Annotated in this window: 19 protein-coding genes and 2 pseudogenes; 18 read left to right on the top strand and 3 right to left on the bottom strand. The window is 46.3% G+C overall.

Going from position 1 to position 20,078, the window contains the following annotated elements; all coding sequences use genetic code 11:
* The first annotated feature begins 18 nt into the window (after positions 1–18).
* The 7 genes from EKO24_RS03340 (at position 19) to EKO24_RS03310 (ending at position 7,007) form a co-directional block, all read left to right on the top strand.
* Entirely contained in the window at positions 19–654 is a 636-nt protein-coding gene (locus EKO24_RS03340; RefSeq protein ID WP_127028998.1) for a class I SAM-dependent methyltransferase, read from the top strand.
* Between the two features lie 80 nt (positions 655–734).
* The gene (locus EKO24_RS03335; RefSeq protein ID WP_127028997.1) at positions 735–1,886 is read left to right on the top strand and encodes a glycosyltransferase; all 1,152 of its coding nucleotides are present in this window, start codon (positions 735–737) and stop codon (positions 1,884–1,886) included.
* Positions 1,887–2,039: 153 nt separating this feature from the next.
* On the top strand, positions 2,040–2,672 hold the full coding sequence (locus EKO24_RS03330) for a class I SAM-dependent methyltransferase (protein WP_127028996.1): 633 nt from the start codon (positions 2,040–2,042) through the stop codon (positions 2,670–2,672).
* Positions 2,673–2,684: 12 nt separating this feature from the next.
* A complete protein-coding gene (locus tag EKO24_RS03325) occupies positions 2,685–3,620 on the top strand; it encodes a glycosyltransferase family 2 protein (protein ID WP_127028995.1) in 936 nt (311 codons plus the stop codon).
* Entirely contained in the window at positions 3,617–4,360 is a 744-nt protein-coding gene (locus EKO24_RS03320) for an FkbM family methyltransferase (RefSeq protein WP_127028994.1), read from the top strand. The genes EKO24_RS03325 and EKO24_RS03320 overlap by 4 nt, the downstream gene beginning before the upstream one ends.
* Positions 4,361–4,375: 15 nt before the next feature.
* Entirely contained in the window at positions 4,376–5,614 is a 1,239-nt protein-coding gene (locus EKO24_RS03315) for a glycosyltransferase WbuB (protein WP_127028993.1), read from the top strand.
* Positions 5,607–7,007 carry an undecaprenyl-phosphate glucose phosphotransferase gene (locus EKO24_RS03310; RefSeq protein WP_127028992.1) on the top strand — a complete coding sequence of 467 codons (1,401 nt, stop codon included), beginning with the start codon at positions 5,607–5,609 and terminating at the stop codon, positions 7,005–7,007. Before EKO24_RS03315 ends, EKO24_RS03310 begins: the two co-directional genes overlap by 8 nt.
* A gap of 53 nt (positions 7,008–7,060) precedes the next feature.
* Here EKO24_RS03310 and EKO24_RS03305 read toward each other — a convergent pair whose 3' ends face one another.
* The 3 genes and pseudogenes from EKO24_RS03305 to EKO24_RS23460 all read right to left on the bottom strand — a co-directional run bounded on the left by EKO24_RS03305 (position 7,061) and on the right by EKO24_RS23460 (position 9,489).
* Positions 7,061–8,425, bottom strand: coding sequence for an O-antigen ligase family protein (locus tag EKO24_RS03305; protein ID WP_127028991.1), 1,365 nt, complete (start codon positions 8,423–8,425; stop codon positions 7,061–7,063).
* A 100-nt stretch (positions 8,426–8,525) separates the two neighbouring features.
* Positions 8,526–8,831, bottom strand: a complete 306-nt coding sequence (locus tag EKO24_RS03300; RefSeq protein WP_127028990.1) for an acyltransferase family protein — start codon at positions 8,829–8,831, stop codon at positions 8,526–8,528.
* A 78-nt stretch (positions 8,832–8,909) separates the two neighbouring features.
* Positions 8,910–9,489 (bottom strand): annotated as a pseudogene (locus EKO24_RS23460) (IS5 family transposase).
* Positions 9,490–9,705: 216 nt separating this feature from the next.
* Between EKO24_RS23460 and EKO24_RS03280 the strand changes: the two are divergent.
* From EKO24_RS03280 to EKO24_RS03230, 11 genes and pseudogenes are all read left to right on the top strand, one after another.
* Positions 9,706–10,791 (top strand): acyltransferase family protein, encoded by a 1,086-nt coding sequence (locus tag EKO24_RS03280; RefSeq protein WP_127028987.1) that lies wholly within the window; start codon positions 9,706–9,708, stop codon positions 10,789–10,791.
* A 135-nt stretch (positions 10,792–10,926) separates the two neighbouring features.
* Positions 10,927–12,045, top strand: coding sequence for a glycosyltransferase family 87 protein (locus tag EKO24_RS03275; protein ID WP_127028986.1), 1,119 nt, complete (start codon positions 10,927–10,929; stop codon positions 12,043–12,045).
* A gap of 178 nt (positions 12,046–12,223) precedes the next feature.
* The gene (locus EKO24_RS03270) at positions 12,224–13,279 is read left to right on the top strand and encodes a hypothetical protein (protein WP_127028985.1); all 1,056 of its coding nucleotides are present in this window, start codon (positions 12,224–12,226) and stop codon (positions 13,277–13,279) included.
* 30 nt (positions 13,280–13,309) lie between these two features.
* On the top strand, positions 13,310–14,203 hold the full coding sequence (locus tag EKO24_RS03265) for a UbiA family prenyltransferase (protein ID WP_127028984.1): 894 nt from the start codon (positions 13,310–13,312) through the stop codon (positions 14,201–14,203).
* Entirely contained in the window at positions 14,197–15,498 is a 1,302-nt protein-coding gene (locus tag EKO24_RS03260) for an FAD-binding oxidoreductase (RefSeq protein WP_127028983.1), read from the top strand. The genes EKO24_RS03265 and EKO24_RS03260 overlap by 7 nt, the downstream gene beginning before the upstream one ends.
* Before the next feature lie 2 nt (positions 15,499–15,500).
* On the top strand, positions 15,501–16,247 hold the full coding sequence (locus tag EKO24_RS03255; RefSeq protein WP_127028982.1) for an SDR family NAD(P)-dependent oxidoreductase: 747 nt from the start codon (positions 15,501–15,503) through the stop codon (positions 16,245–16,247).
* 485 nt (positions 16,248–16,732) lie between these two features.
* Positions 16,733–17,026 carry a hypothetical protein gene (locus EKO24_RS03250; protein ID WP_127028981.1) on the top strand — a complete coding sequence of 98 codons (294 nt, stop codon included), beginning with the start codon at positions 16,733–16,735 and terminating at the stop codon, positions 17,024–17,026.
* A gap of 261 nt (positions 17,027–17,287) precedes the next feature.
* Entirely contained in the window at positions 17,288–17,947 is a 660-nt protein-coding gene (locus EKO24_RS03245; RefSeq protein ID WP_127028980.1) for a hypothetical protein, read from the top strand.
* A 41-nt stretch (positions 17,948–17,988) separates the two neighbouring features.
* The gene (locus EKO24_RS03240) at positions 17,989–18,630 is read left to right on the top strand and encodes a 2OG-Fe(II) oxygenase (protein WP_127028979.1); all 642 of its coding nucleotides are present in this window, start codon (positions 17,989–17,991) and stop codon (positions 18,628–18,630) included.
* A gap of 159 nt (positions 18,631–18,789) precedes the next feature.
* Positions 18,790–19,058 (top strand): annotated as a pseudogene (locus EKO24_RS23545) (DUF29 domain-containing protein); the annotation flags it as partial.
* A 362-nt stretch (positions 19,059–19,420) separates the two neighbouring features.
* On the top strand, positions 19,421–20,078 hold a 658-nt coding region (locus tag EKO24_RS03230; protein WP_143733167.1), incomplete at its 3' end, for an Rpn family recombination-promoting nuclease/putative transposase.

The following is a 20,078-nucleotide window of genomic DNA, read 5'->3' as shown; positions in this document are numbered from 1 at the left end:
TATTTCCATGAGTACGCGGTGAAACAATCCGATCATAATCAATTTGTTCAATACGGCTGTGGTTGGTCGGCACCGAAAAACTGGATAAATTTCGATGCCTCTCCTACGTTACGGTTCGAAAGACTGCCGTTAATCGGACGGCTTTACATCAAGAACGCGGCACGTTTTCCCGGTAATGTTAATTACGGCAATATTGTTCGCGGCTTACCTATATCGGCCGATTCATGCCGTGCGGTCTATTGCTCGCATGTTCTCGAACACTTGTCGTTGTACGAGTTTAGGATCGCGTTAAAAAATACTTACAAAATTCTGATGACCGGCGGAACTTTTCGTCTGGTATTGCCCGACTTGGAATACCTCATTAAAGAATATATCCATAATGCCTCGCCCGAGGCCGCAATTAAATTCATGCAAAATACCTCGCTAGGCAAAGAAGTTCGCAACAGAAAATTAAAGCCATTCATACTTGAATGGCTTGGAAATTCTCAACACCTTTGGATGTGGGATTATAAATCGCTTGAAGACGAGCTTAAAAAGGTAGGATTTAATAATATTAGGCGGGCTCAATTTGGCGATTCTTCCAATCCAGTGTTTCAAGATGTTGAAAATAAAGACAGATGGGATAATTGCCTGGGCATCGAATGCCAAAAGTAACCGGCTGAACTAGAACGCAATATCGCACAAATAAAGAATCGCTGACTATCATTTCCGCCAAGCTATTAACCAACAAACGCATGAAAATTCTTCACGTCATCCCTTCCTATTATCCAGCGACTTATTGGGGCGGTCCCATATTTACTGCTTATGCTTTAAACAATGCCTTGGCTAAATTTTCCGGGATAACGTTGAAGGTTTTAACAACCGATACAGCGGGCCTACTGCCATCACAACGCTTGGACTATGCACTGCTTGACGACCTTTACCCAAATCAAGAAGTATTGATGACACCTCGAATAGCGGGTGCCAGCGTTTCGATCGAACTGTTACGAAAACTACCCTCTCTAGTACGCTGGGCTGATGTTGTGCATCTCACAGCTATTTATTCGTTTCCCACTATCCCAACATTATTAATCTGTCGAATGCTGCGTAAACCCGTTGTATGGTCGCCTCACGGAGCAATACAGGATGCGCATGAATGGCCTGGATCAAAACGTAAAAACTTGAAGCGCGTTTGGGAAATGCTATGCAGCTTTTTAATTACTAAGGAAAAAGTGATCGTTCACGTGACATCCGAACGAGAGCGTGTCGCGACGCAAACCAGAATACCCAAGGCTAAAGCGGCAATTGTGCCAAACGGTGTAGAAATTCCTAATGCCATGTCCCAAAGAAGCTGGGTGCCGGAGGGGAAACTAAGATTATTATATTTGGGACGTCTCGCGCCGAAAAAAGGGATAGAAAATCTGCTTCATGCGATGGCGATTCTCAACGATCAAACCGTTATATTATCTATTCATGGTACCGGCGATGCCGTTTACGCCAGGAATCTGTGCGATTTGGCGAATAAACTCGGAATTTTAAATAAAAATGTATTTTTTGTTGGTCATGTGGATGGCAACCCAAAAACGCAGGCTTTTTATCATGCCGACGCATGCGTGGTTCCATCACATACCGAATGCTTTTGCATGGTAGTTGCAGAAGCACTCGCTCACGGTGTTCCGGTAATTGCCAGTCACGGCACACCCTGGGCCGATCTCGAAACAAAGCATTGCGGACTTTGGGTGGGTAATAGTCCTGAATCATTGGCTCAAGCAATAACCGGAATCCGGTCTATGGAATTGGCAGCAATGGGAAATCGAGGCAGAGAATGGATGAAACAAGAGTTTTCTTGGAGTAGTGTAGCCCATAACATGCTCAAGCTTTATAAAGAGATTGTTTCGCGAAATTAACAACTAATTTCAAAAGAATGGACGCGGCACAACAATATTTTCAGTCGTCCTTTCCGGATCATGGCAGGAAGAGTCATTCGCGAAAGATTGAATCTTTGACATTGCCGGCATAATTTATAAAGTGATTATTTATTCTGAATATTAAGGGATTACATGAAAGAGAGTGTTAACGGCATTGCTAATTACGGCTGGAAAGATGCTGAGCCCAAGGATTCGCAAGCCTATTTATCCGAGCCCATCGTCAAAATCTTACATAATCTAAAAGCAGAAAAAATACTGGATTTAGGTTGCGGCAACGGCGCTTTTAGCCACTACTTACACAACCAAGGCTTTAGTGTTGTCGGATGCGATGCCGACCAGGATGGAATTGAAATAGCTAAAGCAGGAAATTCAGGTGCAAAGTTTAAGCAACTTTCCGTTTACGATTCACCTGACCTCTTGCATGAAGCATTTTTCGATACAGTGATTTCAACTGAAGTTATTGAGCACCTTTTTTCTCCGTCGGCACTCCCCCGCTTTGCACGTACCGTGTTGAAACCGGACGGACATCTGATTGTCACCACGCCGTACCATGGCTATTTGAAAAATTTGCTAATCTGCTTGGCGGGCAAATGGGACAGTCACCATACCAGCTTATGGGAAGGCGGCCACATCAAGTTCTGGTCGTACCGTTCCCTGTCGCAACTGCTTGAAGCAAATGGCTTTAAAGTTATCGGTTTTAAAGGAGCGGGCAGAACCTTCGGCCTATGGAAAAGCATGATTATCACTGCCCAAATTAACAATTAAAACATTTTCAACATGGAAAATTTAGGTAATAAGGAAACAAACGATACAGTCAGTCTGGCAGCCATAATTCTGACGTTTAATGAAGAAACCCACATTGAGCGTTGTATCCAAAGCGTCTTCCAAGTTACCAAACGAGTCTTCGTGGTAGATTCCTTTTCCGCTGACCGAACTGTTGAATGCGCAAGAATGTTGGGAGTGGAAATCTACCAGCATACATTCAAAAATCACGCAGATCAGCTCGCCTGGGCTTTGGAAAACCTTCCGGTCGACACCGACTGGGTGATGAGAGTAGATGCCGACGAGGTAATTTCTGCTGCATTGGCCGAAGAAATCCGCGCAGAATTGTCTTTGAACTGTTCAGCAACTCATGGTTATCTATTTTATCGGCTCGTGTGTTTCCAAGGAAAAGAAATACGTTACGGCGGTATATCTCATTGGGTACTGCGATTATGGCGCAACGGCTCGGCAAAGATAGAAAGCCGCTGGATGGATGAGCACATGGTACTGGAGCATGGAAACACAAAACATCTTAACGGAGATTTTTTCGACGATAACTTAAACAATATTACTTGGTGGACTCATAAGCACAATAGCTATGCGACCCGCGAGGCAATTGATCTACTGAATATTAAACATAAATTCCTGCCGGTCTCTTCCAACAATCACGACCTTACCTCTCAAGCCCGCTATGTCCGTTGGTTAAAAGAAAATTTATATTTGCATTTACCGTTAGGCTTAAGAGCCTTCTTGTTTTTCTGTTACCGAATGATCTTCCGTCTCGGCGTACTGGATGGAAGCAGTGGCTTTATTTTTCACTTCTTACAAGGTTTTTGGTATCGCTTCTTGGTAGATGTCAAAATCCGGGAAGTAGAACGCCGGATGCGGAGAGAAAAAATTGATTGCGTCGAAGCAATTCAGCGCGAATTCGGAGTAAACCCATTATTATGAAATATCAAGCCCTGCTCAACAGGTTGGACAAACTGACTCAGGCATTACTCTCCAAACGATTGATAATTGCTTTGCTTCTTCACCGGGTGCTTGCGGGGAGCGAACATCGGCATATTTTATCTAAAGACCTGCTGACTATCATCGACATTGGCGCCAACCGCGGCCAATTCGCCTTGGCAGCGCGGCAGTGGACGTCTAAAGCCCATGTCGTTTCATTTGAACCATTGCCCGGCCCGGCCGCTGTTTTCCGTCGTGTTTTTACCGGCGATAGCCATGTCGTTCTGCACCAAGCAGCGATCGGACCGGAGCCCGCGATACAGAAGATGCATGTTTCCGCCAGAGACGATTCGTCATCGTTACTGCCGATTTCTCCATTGCAGGCAACCCTGTTTCCGGGTACCGAAGAAATAGCGACTACCGAAGTACGCGTGGCACCGCTTGATGAATTCGTTAGCGCCGCCGACTTACAATCACCTGCGATGCTGAAACTCGATGTCCAGGGTTTTGAATTCGATGCGCTTCGAGGCTGCGAATCGTTGCTTGGTCATTTTGAGTGGATATATTGCGAATGTTCTTTCGTTGAACTCTATTCAAAACAAAAATTGGCAGCGGAAATTATTGATTGGCTTTCATGCAGAGGCTTCCATCTGATAGGTATGTTTAACCCAGCCTATAACGATCGCGGACAGGCCGTACAGGCGGATTTTCTATTCAGCCGCAACAGAATGATCGATCTTTAAACAAAACATAACATTATGAAAATACTGATTCACGGCATCAACTTTTCCCCCGAGTTGATAGGCATCGGCAAATATTCCGCCGAAATGGCCGAGTGGCTGGTTGCGCAAGGGCATGAGGTCCGGGTGGTCACGGCTCCGCCTTATTATCCGCAGTGGCAAATAGGCGAAGGTTATGCGAATAGATGGCTTAGAGAAAGAAGACGGCAACCGCGGGACAAAAACGGCTTGGTTGTATACCGCTGCCCGTTATGGATTCCCGCTAAACCTTCCGGTTTGACGCGTTTGCTGCATTTGGCCAGCTTTGCGCTGTCCAGTTTTCCGGTTATGTTGCGGCAAATTTTTTGGAGGCCCGACATGGTGCTGGTCGTTGAACCGCCATTCTTTTGTGCTCCACAGGCTTGGCTGACGGCACGGCTTTCCGGTGCGAAAGCATGGCTGCATATCCAGGATTTTGAGGTTGATGTCGCATTCGATCTTGGCATATTGCGTGCGGATTGGTTGAAGCGCTGCATCCTGATCGCCGAACGTTTAATACTCCGCCGTTTCGACCGGGTATCGACAATTTCCGTCAAGATGTTGGAAAAACTGGGCAGCAAAGGCGTAACGTATGATAGAACTTTTCTTTTTCCTAACTGGGTTGATTTAAGCGAGATTCATCCATTGGACTCCACGAACGAGTTCAGAAGCCGCTGGGGAATATTGCCATCAAAAATCGTTGCCTTGTACTCAGGAAATATGGGCGAAAAGCAGGGGTTGGAAATTATATTGGAAGCGGCAATCAAGCTTGAAGAAAGTTCCGATGTCCAACTTGTCTTGTGTGGCGATGGCGCCGCCAAATCGAGATTGCAAGAAAAATATGCCTCGCTAAAAAATGTTCTGTGGCTGCCGTTGCAGCCGTTGGAAATGCTCAACGAATTACTAAACATGGCCGATGTGCATTTATTGCCGCAACGAGCGGATGTAGCGGATTTGGTCATGCCGTCCAAATTGTTAGGCATTTTGGCAAGCGGCCGGCCGGTATTAGCCACGGCCCATCCCGATACCCAAGTCGGCAGAATCGTGTCCCAGTGTGGAGCTGTCTCAATTCCGGATAATGCCGACGCATTTTCCGACCTTTTAAAATCCCTGGCCGCTAATCCGGTTGAACGAAGACGGTTAGGAAGAGCGGGCAGACGCATTGCGGAACAGCAATTCTCAAGAGAGGTTGTGCTAAGAAAATTCGAACGGGAACTAAAAGTGATTTGCCGTGCCTAAAAATTTTCTTCGACCATATGCCTCCCGCATTTCTTTCCTACAGCGTTTGCTTGACGCCTTCCTGATTTTTTTCGTTTACTGGATCGGATTTGTCCTGCACGATAATGAATGGGATACCAAACGGATTCTAGTATCGTTATTAGCGGCGGTCTTTTTTGCGCTTTTCGCAGAAATTAAAGGGCTTTATAACTCTTGGCGCATCAATTCCCTGATGGATGAGATTCGTACATTATTGTCCATTTGGCTGATAGTGGTCTCTACGCTGCTAATGCTGGCGTTTGCGACCAAAACATCGGAAATATTTTCCCGGTTAGTTGTGTTGACATGGTTCGTTGCCGCCCCGACCGCATTGATAATCGTCAGGCTGTCTGTACGTGGATTATTAAGATATATCCGCCGGCATGGCACGAATACGCGTACGGTTGCAGTAGTTGGGAATAATCCGGTTGGGCATCGGCTGATCAAACATTTCGATTCCATGCCATGGTCCGGCTTGGTTGTCGACGGTATTTTCGATCATCAACGTGAAGAATTGCCGGTGAATATTGAAAGCTCGACATATTTCATAGCATCGATAGACGATTTGATTGAAAAGGCGCGGACAGGCGCGGTTGATTCCGTATATGTTGCGTTACCGCTTAAAAACGAACAACTTATTGAAGAATTGGTCAACCAGTTTGCAGACACCACGGTATCGGTCTATGTGGTACCGGATCTTTTTATCTCGGAATTGATGCATTCGCGATGGGTTAATTTCGGCGGAATAGCGCTGGTAAGCGTGTATGAGACTCCGTTTTATGGCTTGTATGGATGGGCCAAGCAGGCGGAGGATTTTATTTTAGGTAGTTTGATTCTGCCGTTGATTTTCCCTCTTATGATTGCGATTGCAGTTGCAATTAAAGCGACATCGCCCGGTCCGGTATTATTCAAACAGCGGCGCTATGGCTTGAACGGCGCAGTTGTTGAAGTATGGAAGTTTCGTTCGATGGCAGTATGCGAGGATGGTGAAAACATTCCGCAAGCGCAAAAAGGCGATAAGCGCGTTACTGCGCTGGGAGCATTTTTACGCCGGACGTCCCTGGACGAACTACCTCAATTTATCAATGTATTGCAAGGTTCGATGTCTGTGGTTGGACCACGTCCGCATGCGTTGGCGCATAACGAGCAGTACCGCAAATTAATTAAGGGATATATGTTGCGGCACAAAGTTAAACCGGGCATTACCGGATGGGCTCAAGTAAACGGTTGGCGGGGTGAGACGGATACACTGGATAAGATGCAAAAACGTATTGAGTACGATCTGGAGTATATCCAAAATTGGTCTTTATGGTTCGACCTTAAAATTGTTGTTTTGACAATTGTTCGCGGATTTACCGGAAAGAATGTTTATTGACTCTTCTTTTCAAGTCGGTTCTTTGAAAATTCGTAGTGGATGCTTTCACGGTCTCAACCGCTTGTCTTTCTGCCCCGCCGCGTTGAGGAAGCCTGTCCGACAGCCGCCCCCATTATCAACGCATAAGTAAAAGCCACGGCCGGTATTTGCAAACTAAAATCCACCAACGCATGCACGCCAACCAACACGCTGGCGGAAAAACCGACAGCCGGGTAAATCCAATCTTTACGTCGAACCCAAACGCCGCGAAGACATAGCAAAGCCGCTAAGAAAATAGCTAAAAACAACGCCGAGGCTTGAAACAAACCCAATTCAAAAATATTTTCCAAATAAGTATTATGGGCTTTGTCGTAATAAGCCGAGATGGTTTCATCGCGATATAACCTGAAACTTTTCTCAAAACTACCGTACCCAACCCCCAACCAGCGATTCTCGACATTGGCTTTCGATAAAATATCATAAACCAACCAGCGATCCTGATGTTCGGACGATATGTCGTTAATACGCTCGATTAACTGATCGCCGCTTTGTTTCAGCACTCCCGCAGAGACCAAACCTATAGCAACGAACAAAAATATCGCAGCAGCATTATTTTTAATCCTGCGGCTCACCAGCAAGATGGTAAAAAGTGCAAATACAGCCAGAGCCGTACTCAAACAGCCGCCGCGAGACAAACTTAAAAATAACGCTGTCGTAATAGTAATAACCAGTAATAACGGAAACCAAGCTCTAACCAGTATATTCTCAAAAAAATACTGCCTACCGTAGTAGCTTTTAATACCATATTGAAAGCTGGACTGAATTTTCTCAAATAACAACGGAAAAGCGGCCAGCAGCGTTAAACCCGCATAAGTAGCGTAAGAATTACGGTTAATAAACGTACTGGTCACCGACTCCCGGTAAACTGATTTTTCAAACCATAACACCGTATCAAACCCGCCTAAATAAACAATCAGGCCATAAACCGCATAAACCAACCCGGCATAAGCAATGCTTTTAAAAGTAACTGCCGCCCGTCCGCTATCCCGGTTAAATTGCAGGCTGATAAAAAAAACTACCAAATAACTGACCAGCTTCATCAGCGCGGTCGCTGTCTCTTGCGGAGAGAGACTGATGTAAGCCTCAACGGGAATCGGTAATTGTTCGCCGGTTAATTGCCAGAAAGGATGCGTCCATCCATTCGGTAAAAAGCCGGACTGCTGCACTAAACTCCAGACAACCGGTATGCAAACCAGATAAAACGGATACTTGACCGGTTCCAAACTGACGCGAATGTCGGTTTTACCAAGCAAGACTGCGACGCAACCGGTTAAACCAGTGGCTGCAAGCAATAGCGCATACAAGTTCCAAGCCCAAGCCCGGTTAGCGCCAAACGGAATAGGCGATAACAAGATGGCGTATAAAAATAATTTGAACATATCAGAAGGCTATAATTTGATTAATAAGATTTGTTATTTTCTAAGACCGTGCCAAAAACTGGTTTCTAGAAATCATTTCTCAGCATCATAAACGCTGCTGTTAAGTGTGTTTAGCAAGCTTTGCCGTAAAAAACGCCTTCAAGCTTATGTGTAATGGCTTATCAATAAAATGGTAGGTAAGTTGCCCGACAAGCAATGAGACTAGCAATGTCAAAGTCACGCCAAAATTTGAATAAAAATCAAATAATCCGAGTTGCCCGCTCGCTATCTTTCTAAATGCAACGATTACATACCAATGCGTCAAGTAAGTTGCGTAACTTGCATCGCCCATACCTGATAAAATATCCCATAGCTTGTGTTCGAGGACGTTTGAAAAAACGTCTTCAAGTGCAACTGTGCTTATCACAATCAACAGCGACGGAATGCCAAAAGATATAAACCTGTCGCCTCTGAATCCCTAAGAAGCTGTTTGGAAATTATCGATCTAAGCCAAGCGGTTCAACATGATGCGGGTCATAGCGATATAAATCCAGGCCTCGTCGGTCTTTGGGAGGCGCTCGTAGCTTTTGCTCAGGCGGCGCGACAAGTTCAGCCAAGCAAAGGTACGTTCGACGACCCAGCGTCGTGGTAGCAACACGAATTTTTTGGTCTCCTTGGGCCGCAGCACGACGGCCAGTTGGTGAACTGGGTGCAGGAGAGCTTCAAGTTTTGCCTGGCCGTCGTGCTGCGCCCCATATCTTGCGTAGCTTCTTACAGCTACCCGGCAGGTTTTGCAGCAACAGGCGCGCGCCGTCGCTGTCCTGTACGGCGGCAGTCGTGACCAGCACCGTCAGCGCCATCCCCAAGGTATCAACCAGAACGTGGCGCTTGCGCCCGTTGACCTTTTTGCCCGCGTCAAAGCCCCGTATGCCAGGGACGGCAGTGCACTTGACGCTTTGGCTGTCCAGGCAGCCTGCTGTGGGATGCTTGTGCCGTCCGGATTTCTCCCGCAGCCGGGCACGAAGCAGGCCGTGCAGGCGCTCCCAGGTGCCGTCGGACGACCACGTGTAAAAGTAATAATACACCACCGTCCATTTCGGGAATTCGCGCGGCAATTGCCGCTATTGGCAGCCTGTCGTGAGCACGTAGAAGATCGCATTCACGATCTGTCGCATACTAACGGTGCGCGGCTTACCCAAAGCATGGGACTAAACATTTAGTAACTTTCAGATAAGATTTATTTACACATCGAAACTTGGTAATTTTTCCGGTATTTCGAGATACTTTTATGGCTGTAATTAATGAATAAAGGACTTACTTCTTTTAGAGCGTTGGCATTTTTTGCTGTTTTTCTGTTTCATGCCGTTAACTTCAGAGCTGGTTATTTAGGCGTACAAGCATTTTTTGTATTGTCGGGTTTCTTGCTGATCCCGATATTGCTTGAAATGAAAGTTGCCTTAAAACCAAGTAGTTATTTTATTAACTTCTATGGTAGACGTGCATTGCGCGTATTTCCACTTTACTACGCCTATTTAATATTCACTGGGCTAGCAGCTTGGGTTGTAGTTAATCTTGACGGTTACAAGGGTATCAAAGAAATAGACAGATTTATTGAGCAGCTTCCTTGGGCTTTAACGTATACCTATAATTTTTTTGCTGCCAGCACAATGTTGGAATTGACCAAGCTGCTAAGTTACGTTTGGTCTTTAGCTGTTGAAGAACAATTTTATTTATTGTGGCCGCTATTGATGTTCTTTGCAAGGAAACAGCACATAAAATCGATATTGTTGATCGCTATTTTCCTAGGCCCAATTTTTCGGCTTCTAATCTCGGAGATTGTTGCGTCAGATGCACTTCCCTTCTTAGCCAGCCGTATTGATTTGGTCGTTTATGTATTGCCTTTTTCACATATAGACGCCTTTGCAACAGGCGGAATTTTTGCGCTTCGCCAACGCAGCCAATCCAATAATTCTGCGTGGATAGCTTTATTTATTATGTTGCTATTCGGTTACTCAACACAATACATTTCAACTGGCGCGGTTAAAATATCGAGCTTGAGCTATATGCCCTTTATGAAAGACAATTATGTATTGGGTTATTCGATTATAAATATATTTTTTGCCATCCTGTTATTACAAATTAATAATAGAAAGTTTTTCCCGGCGATATTTGAAAGCGAATTTTTATATTACATGGGTAAAATCAGCTATGGGTTATATATTTTCCATTTCCCGATAATATGGGTGATAGGTTATATGATTCCAGGAAAGCTAGGAATATTTATATCACTCCTGCTAACAATTATCATTAGCTCAATAAGTTATGAGTTATATGAAAGAAGGTTTATTCTTATGAAAGACAAGTTTTTCCCAAAAAACAGCAGCTAACAAAATGACAGGCTAGACATCAATTCCGCCGTGCTTAGGTCGTCGTTATTTTAGGCAATCGGCTAGCGTCAACGGCGCATCACAACAACTTTATTTTCGGCAAACAATATACCTTTAAAAAGCACTTACTTTTTTATGAATATAACGAAAAAACTTTTTTATCTATTTATTGTTGCGGGTAGCGCTGTCTCCATAACCAAAGCATGCTTAAAATCGCAAATATATAGTCAAGACTTACAATGGTCTGGAGCCTCATTGCTATTGCGAGGAATCAATCCTTTTCAAGAATGGTTAAGCGGAAATATCAATCATGAAATCATTTTGCTACAGATTCCCAATTATCTTCACTTACTCTATTTCATATTGCTTCCTCTTGGAAGCCTTGATTTCAATGCCGCCAAAGTGGCATGGTTGGCAGTAAACCTAACATGCACAGTCTTGGTTCTTTATCTTGCCGCCGAGGAGCTTCATTTCTCGAAAGAGAAGACCATGTTGACCGCATGCTTGTTTTTAATATCCACGCCCTTCAGGAATACTTTAGGTAATGGACAGATCTCAATAATCGTTTTGCTTTGCTTTATGCTATCCCTATTATCGGAAAGCAAAATCATAAAAGGTATTTCGTCCTCTATTGCAATAATAAAATACAGCTTTGCGCCACCTTTAATTCTTAGCTTGTTATACGATAGATATTATCTTTCGGTATTGTTTGCCGCCATGACTAACCTAGTAGCGGTTATAGTATTCTGCTATCTATTTAAAATTGATTTTATAGACGGGCTTGTTCTTCCGCTAAAGGTCAGCACCCTCGGCGTAAGAATAGGCACCGCCGATATTATGAGCATTTTCGAGCTGAAATTTGGCCGCGGCAATCAAATAAACTATGTTATTTCGATAGCATTTTGCCTGACTGTCTTTTATTTTTTTATCAAAACAACAAAAAGAAATCGCCTCCTCGACCTGGCTTTTATATCGCTTTTATCCCTGGCAAGCTTTAAACATCTTAGTTACGACTTTGTGTTTTTACTGCCACTTTTGCTTGCAGCAGTTAATGGCTTATTGTCCCGGCCACTGGTAATTTATGGGATAATATTTTGGTTTTGGTTTGGCCTGAAAATAGTTAACTATTTCATACCAATTAACAGCGCCCTACATTATTACATCCCTTTTAATTTTGTATTACTGCTCACCTGCTTGTTATCACTGTGGCACGACGGATTACTGAAACGCAACTCTCCGGCAGTTGTTATTTAAATTAAATTTTGAGATCGTAAAAACCTTATAAATGACAAAACTTAATGCCCAAACAAAAAGCTACGCCGTAGTAGGGACCTTATCTCTGCAACTTCCATCCGGTTGGATATTGCAAAAATATCTAGGACTAGCCGGAGTTACTTGCTACTTCGTCATATCATCGCTAATCCTATTTTTTGTGACCCGCCATATTTTACTTCGGGGATTTCCCAAGATTTCCGAAGCAAAAGCCATACTATTGTTGGCTTTGACGTTTTTTGTTATTTGCAGCGGCTTTTCGATCATGTATCCGCTAGCCAATTCGGGAGTATTTGGTCCTGGTAGCGATTGCGACGACGCATTGAATATCGCTGTCGCCGAATTGATGCAAGGACATTATCCTTATTACGTCAAAACCTATTTTAACAATCCGATCAGCCCATTGCCCGGCGCCTTACTGTTGGCAATCCCTTTTGTACTACTTGGCACCTCGGCATACCAGAATATATTCTGGTTATTTGTTTTTTTATTAACAATTAAACCGTATCTAAATAGCTGGAGATCCTGCTTGTTTTTTTTATGGGCTACGTTGTTTTTGTCGCCGGCCGTTTTATTTCATGTGTTTGTCGGCAATGATTATTTATCCAACAGTTTATATATTCTGGTTTTTTCCTTGTGGATGATATGCGCCGTTACCGAATCCGGCCATAAAGAATCAACAAAATTAATAACGGCATGTTTGCTTGGTATAGGACTTTCGTCGCGCGCTAATTTTGTTTTGATTTTACCGTTGATTTTTTCGGCATTAGCCCAAAACGCCGGCTGGAAACCGGCAGTAAAATATACCTGTATTTCATGTGCCGTTTTTATTTTAATTACGGCGCCGTTTTACTTTTACGACCCTGCCGGATTTTCCCCTTTACATACGATTAACAAAATCAAAAGATTCAGGTCGTTGCTTCCTTACTCGGATATTGTTATATCGTTGACTACGGGGCTGACCGCTGTTGCTCTAGGCTATTACCAGTCCGTTGCAACAGGCAGCGCGATTTTTTTCAGGAACTGTGCAATAGTGCTGTTAATCCCGGTATTAGCCAGCCTAGTGCTCTCCAGTCTCGCATCCGGAAAAGTGACTTTGCATTTTGCCGGTTACGGTGCGTTTTTTCTGTTTTTTGGCGTCCTGGCGTTTTGGAAAGAAATATTCAGTCCCGATGTTCACCATGGAATCCAAACAGAGCAATCGCAATTGTCATAGCAGATTTTCCCTGACAATAAGGTTTGAATAATGGACATTTCAGCTTGGTGGCACGAGTTACGCGCGCATCACTGGTTAAAGAATTTACTGCTGTTCGTTCCTGCATTTGCCGCTCACCAATTTACCGATAGCAACGTCTGGCAAGCGCTGGTTCAAGCATTTTGTTCGTTCAGCCTATGCGCTTCGGCAGTGTATATCATTAATAACTTATTCGACCTCGAAAGCGACAAACGACACCCTCGCAAATGCAATCGGCTTTTTGCCTCCGGCAAAGCGCCGTTATGGCAAGGCGCGGCGTTGGCGGCACTTTTGTTGTGCGTAAGCTTGGTACTCGCAGCCGATGTGAACGGCGAATTTATGTCATGGCTATTGCTGTATTTTTTACTGTCCAACGCATACTCCTGGCGACTCAAGCGATTAATTCTAATCGATTGCCTTCTGCTGGCCTTTCTGTACACTTTGCGTGTGATTGCCGGAGCTGCCGCAGCCAAGATGATGCTATCGTTTTGGCTGCTTGCATTTTCTGTCTTTCTGTTTTTATCGCTGGCTTTTGTCAAACGCTATGCGGAGCTGGACGCTCAACTACCGGATAAGTCCCCGAAAGCATACGGACGCGCTTATGTCTTAGCCGATGCTCCGTTGATCCAAATAATGGGAATTGTGTCCGGCTATGCCGCCACGTTGATCCTGGCCTTATATATCAATAGCGACGCCGTCGTCCGGCTCTATCGAACACCGGAAATCATTTGGGGAAACGTGCCCGTTATGCTGTTTTGGATTAGCTGGATGTGGATGCAGACGCATCGGGGCCACATGCACGACGATCCGCTGATATTTGCCTTGACCGATAAAGCCAGCTTGTTGTCCGGTCTCGTGTTCGCCTCGATATTGGCAATAGGCGCGAACGGTTGGCCGTTATGGTAACCGTCTCTTCGTGGGGGCGCTTAAACAGCTCCGAACATAAAGTCCGGCGCCTGTTCGACCGCCACCGCATCGTTCAGCAGTTGCAAGGCCGGCAAACCGGCATTGCTTACGGCATGGGCCGCAGCTACGGCGATGTTTGCCTGAATCCGCACGGCATTTTATGGAACACGGCCCAGCTGGATCGTTTTATCCACTTTGACGCGAACACGGGACGCCTGACGTGCGAGGCCGGCGTACTGTTATCCGACATTCAGCAACTTGCCATCCCTCAGGGTTGGGCGCTCCCCGTGACGCCGGGCACCCGGTTCGTTACCGTCGGCGGCGCCATCGCCAATGACGTGCATGGCAAAAACCATCACGCTTGCGGCTCATTCGGCAACCATATCCGCCGCTTAAAACTCATTCGTACCGATGGAACAGTCATCGATTGCGGCCCAAACTTTCGGCCCGACTGGTTTGCCGCCACCATAGGCGGTTTTGGCCTGACCGGCGTGATCGCCGAAGCCGAAATTCAGCTGAAACAAGCTGACAGTTCCTGGTTAGAAGTCGAAGTGTTGCCTTATGATCGGCTGGACGATTTTTTCGATCTGGCGGACAGCTCGCATACGGATTGGGAATACAGCGCGGCCTGGATCGATTGCCTGTCCGCTAAAAACACGCGGGGAGTTTTCATGCGCGCTAATCCTGCTTCAGCGGCAGTGAACCAGCCTCCGCCGCGCAACCGGAGACTAAGCATCCCTTTTACGCCGCCGCTGTCTTTGATAAATCGACTAACGCTGCCACTGTTCAATTCAGCCTATTTCCATATCAATAAACGGCGTACAGGTCGGCATTTGGCGCATTACCAGAATTTTTTTTATCCGCTGGATACAGTGCAAGGATGGAACCGGCTCTACGGTCCTTCAGGTTTTTTTCAATACCAAAGCGTTGTACCCTGCCGATGGGCGCACGATGCAATAACCGCGATGTTGGCGGAAACCGCGCGCTACGGAGACGGTTCTTTTCTGGCAGTGCTGAAAACTTTTGGCCGTATTTCTGCGGCGGGGATAATGAGCTTTCCGCAGGAAGGCGTTACCCTGACGCTGGATTTTGCCAACCGAGGCTCCGCGACTCAACGGCTCTTCAAACGCTTGGATGCCATCGTGCATGCGGCGGACGGGCGGCTTTATCTGGCCAAGGACGCGCGCATGCCGCGCGACCTGTTCGGGTCCGGTTATCCGCGATTGGCCGAGTTTTTACGCTATCGTGATCCCGGCATCAGTTCAGCGCTATCGCGACGTTTAATCGGCATGTGATGATGCAATCCCCCAAAAAAAGAATCGTCATCATCGGCGGAAACTCAACAATTGCGGAACACTGCGCCCGCTTGTGGGTTTCGGGCAGCGCGGTCGACCTGACGCTAGTCGTTCGTGATCGTCTAAAAGCGGAATCTATTGCGGCCGATCTACGCATCCGTAACCCGCAATCGGTCATTCGGGTACGCGAGGCGCATTTTACCGAACCATCCGCTATTCAGGCTGTGGCAGATGAATCCGTCGATCAAGGAGGCGTCGATATCGTCCTGATTGCACACGGAGCATTGCCGAATCAAGCGCTCTGTCAGCAAAATCTGAGCCTCGCCCATGAAGCGCTGACCATCAACGGCGTCTCTCCGGCACTGTTTGCCGAAGCTTTTGCCGGACACATGATCAAGGCAGGCCGGGGGACGTTGGCGATTATCGGTTCGGTGGCCGGAGACCGCGGCCGTAAATCTAATTACGTCTACGGCGCCGCCAAAGGATTACTTGCTCGCTATACGCAAGGCTTGCAACACCGTCTAGCGGCCACGAATGTTAAGGTGGTGCTAATAAAACCGGGTCCTACAGAAACCCCTATGACCGCGCAGCTAAATCAGCAGCTCGCCCCGGTAAAAGATGTTGCCCGCTGTATCGTCGACGGAATCGATCGTGGAAAGCCGATTATATATACACCCGCCAAGTGGCGTTGGATTATGGCGGTGGTTCGCCATTTACCGCGTTTCATTTTCAATAGCCTCAATATTTAAGAGCAATTATTGCGCTGCTGCCACAGAGCGGGTGGCTACCGACTTGGGTACGGCCATTAATAACATTCCGATATAGATTTTCCGTTCGCCCTTTCGACTACGCTCAGGAGAACCTTGTCGAATGGGGCTCAGCACGAACGGTTTGACAACCGGAAGCAGTGATTCGGGAAGTTAAGTCCTTAATTGCCCCGCTTACGGACAGCCAGCCTTGTAGCCGGTTTGTAATCCAAGACACGAACGTATCGAACAAATTTATCCATTCTTCAAGATCCGATGTATTGACCGGGAAAGCACATATAATTACTTGTGTTGTATACTGCCCGGATAAGTTCTAGGGTAAACGCATGGCAGAAAAAGACATCATCTCCAAACGAATTTTTAAGCATTTGGTGCGAGATTTTGCTAACTATTTATTCAACTTACCGGTGACAGAAGTTGAGTAGTTTGAAACATTCCAATAGCGTGTAGAGGACCGCCATGCCGACTTGGTTGCTCGTGTAAAACTTGTTGAAGGCGAAACATTTATTCTGCATATTGAAATCCAAAACGACAACGGAGCCCAAATGCCGGTGCGTATGCAGGCGTTGGCTGACGTGGAAAGCAAGATTGCTTCGGCGGTAGAGAAAGGCATGGAGCGAGGAATGGAAAAGGGCATGGATAAGGCCGCGCGTGCTATAGCGCTTAATTTAATAAAAGCCGGAACTTCAATCGACATCATTGCTCACGCGACAGGCTTGTCCGAATCCGAAATCGAACAACTACGGATGACTGCCGTTTAAAACGTTTGGGTCTCGCGACCTTGCGCAAGTTATTGATGAAATTGGCCAGAGATTTTGATCAAAAAACACGCTAACTTTTTACTAAGCGCTCATTCTTTATAAATTTAAATGAACACAGCAACCTTTTTTCTATCGACCGGAAGATGCGGCACCCAATGGCTTGCCGAGTATTTGCAGCACATTGGCAAAGAAAATGCCGTTATTGAACACGAGCCTCTGCATGATCGTTATTATCCGAGAATAATGCTCGGAAACCGGAATTTGGAAGCCGTCGGCAATGCGGCGGAGATTATTGCCCATTGCTCGAAAATCGAAGAAATCCTAAAGACCAAATCCTATATCGAATGCGGCTGGCCTGCATGGGGGGCCATTCCTTATCTTTCGCGGCAATTTGAAGGCCGGATTAAAATTGTGCAGCTTGTCCGTCATCCTGTCCCTGTTGCATGTTCGTGGGTTTCCCACAGGGCTTTTTGCCCCCCGTTGATCCCGGGATATTCTTTTCAAGAAAAAATATTAGCCTCTCCTTTCGACCCAGGAAGCTCTTTTCCTCAATACCGAGAAAAATGGGACTCCATGAATCCGTTTGAAAAAGCTCTTTTTTTCTGGGCGGAAGTCAATAATCTTGGCCTGAAACTTGAGGAAGAAACCGATACGCCTTGGCTGCAAGTACGTTTTGAAGACTTGTTTCATGGAAATGCTCTATTGGATTTAATCAATTTTCTTGGATTAACCGTGCCGAAAAATAGGGAGGAACCATTGAGAACGATGAAGGATAAGTTCCACTATGTTTGCGATAGTTGGTGGAACCCGTTGGACATTCAGAAATATCCGGACATAATGGAGCTCGCCGCCCGGCTTGGCTACGATCCCCTGAATATTGATGAAGAAAGATTGCGCCGCCGTTACTATCCTTTCCTCTAAAAACCTCCCGCTAATTCACAGCATCTTTCAGGAGCAATCGCTTGAACATCACCACTTCCTTTGCCGCTTCGACACGCCCATTCCCTTACCACGTTGTGCCGAACTTTCTTGGCAACGACTGGGTAGAGCGTTTACTGGCGTATGCCGTCGAACATCAATCTTCATTCGTTGCCAGCGGTCTAGGCTATCGAGCAAATGCCCGACTCGACCCGAGCGTTCGCATTTCATCCACACTACGGAATTTCGGCGCACTGCGCGCCGAGCTGGAATCTCTCTTCCGGGCAGCTATGCCGCAAGCGGTTTCCGAATTGCGCCTATCGCCATTTGAACTGTCAACCTGCGAAATCGAACTGGTGGCTCATGGCGACGGCGCATTTTTTAAACGCCATATCGACACCATAACTCAAGCTGACGATCCGGATATAAAAAACCACCGCGTATTAACCGGCGTTTATTATTTCCATTCCGTACCAAAATGTTTTAGCGGCGGGCAATTGCGGATGCATGCGTTGGTGCCGCAGGAACAAGGCGGCGGTTTTATCGATATCGAGCCTGAGCGCGACCAACTGGTGCTATTTCCGGCTTGGGCGCCGCACGAAGTACTGCCGGTCAGTTGCCCATCGCAAGCCTTCGAGCACGCCCGCTTTGCCATTAACTGCTGGTATCGGCGTCCGCGTCCGTAATGAGACGCCTCGCTAAAAGAAAATATAACGCGATTGTCCTGATCAATAGGATTGTTCCGTTTGTGACTGGCTGTTATTCTGAAAAGGTTTAAACTCTATTGAGACACAGAGCGCATTACTAATGCAAAGCTACGAAACTGACGTAATAGCCAAGCGGCGTTTATTCGTTCCGGTCGCTTTAACTTGCTCGACCTTGAACATATTGCGGACGAGATTGAAGACGTGGGCAAAAGTGAGCAACGTGAATTTGAAAACAGAATGCGCTGTTGCTAGCACACTTAATTAAATGGCGATATCACCCAAGCCATCAGGGTAAAAGTTGGGAACGAACCATCAACGACCAGCGTACTATGCTTACGCGCAGACTCAGTAAAATACCGAGTTTAAAACCCAATCTTGAAAATCCTGATTTTTGGTCGGAGTCGTGAACCGATGCTGCACGCATTGCAGAGAACGAAACCGGGATATTGAACGTGTTTCCTAAATCTTGCCCGAGGGACTACAAGCAGATCATGAACCCTGAGTTCTGGCCGGAATAAATGTCACTGTACGGTTACGCACGAGTTTCCAGCGTTGATCAGGTTTTTAACGGGCTCCACGCGTTATCTTAGCGAATAAGAATTTCATATTCGTCGTGCGCACCTATCCATATAATGCAAGACTTGCCCCTTATTTGTTTATTTTGATACGGGCGGGAGGCCGGGTACGCCGTTCATGCCCGACCACAAAACCCGGATTAATCGACCCTTAACATTTATGAACAAAAAAACAAACGTGTTAGCATGAGGCCATGAATAAAGCCCACGATTCCTCTTATAAACTCCTGTTTTCCGAACCCGAAATCATCATCGACCTGCTGCAGGGCTTCGTTCACGAACCCTGGGTTAACGAACTGGATTTCAGCACCCTGGAAAAAGTCTCCGGCAGCTACATTGCCGACGACTTACGCAGCCGGGAAGACGACGTGATCTGGCGAGTCCAATACCAGCAAAGCTGGATTTACGTCTATTTGCTGATTGAATTCCAATCGACCGTAGACGCCTACATGGCCGTCAGATTGATGAGCTACATGGGCCTGCTGTACCAAGACCTGATCAAAACCAAACAGCAGACCGAAAACAAACAACTGCCGCCGATCCTCCCCGTCGTCTTATACAACGGCGAAAAGCGTTGGGATGCCGCCACCGAACTCAAAGACCTGATTGTCAAAGTCCCCGGCGGCCTGGAAAAATACCTACCCTCGTTAAATTACCTGCTGCTGGATGAAGGCGCTTTCGACGCCAAGGAACTCAGCCCGTTGAAAAACCTAGTTGCGGCGATCTTCCGTCTGGAGAATTCGACATCGCGTGAAGACATCATCGACGTGATCGGTAATCTGATAGAATGGCTGGCAACGCCGGAACAAACCCGGTTAAGACGCAGCTTTACCATCTGGATCAAGCGAGTAC

The sequence above is a fragment of the Candidatus Methylobacter oryzae genome, assembly GCF_003994235.2.
In the GTDB taxonomy this organism is placed as follows: domain Bacteria; phylum Pseudomonadota; class Gammaproteobacteria; order Methylococcales; family Methylomonadaceae; genus Methylobacter_A; species Methylobacter_A oryzae.
This window is presented reverse-complemented; position numbering and strand designations above follow the sequence as displayed.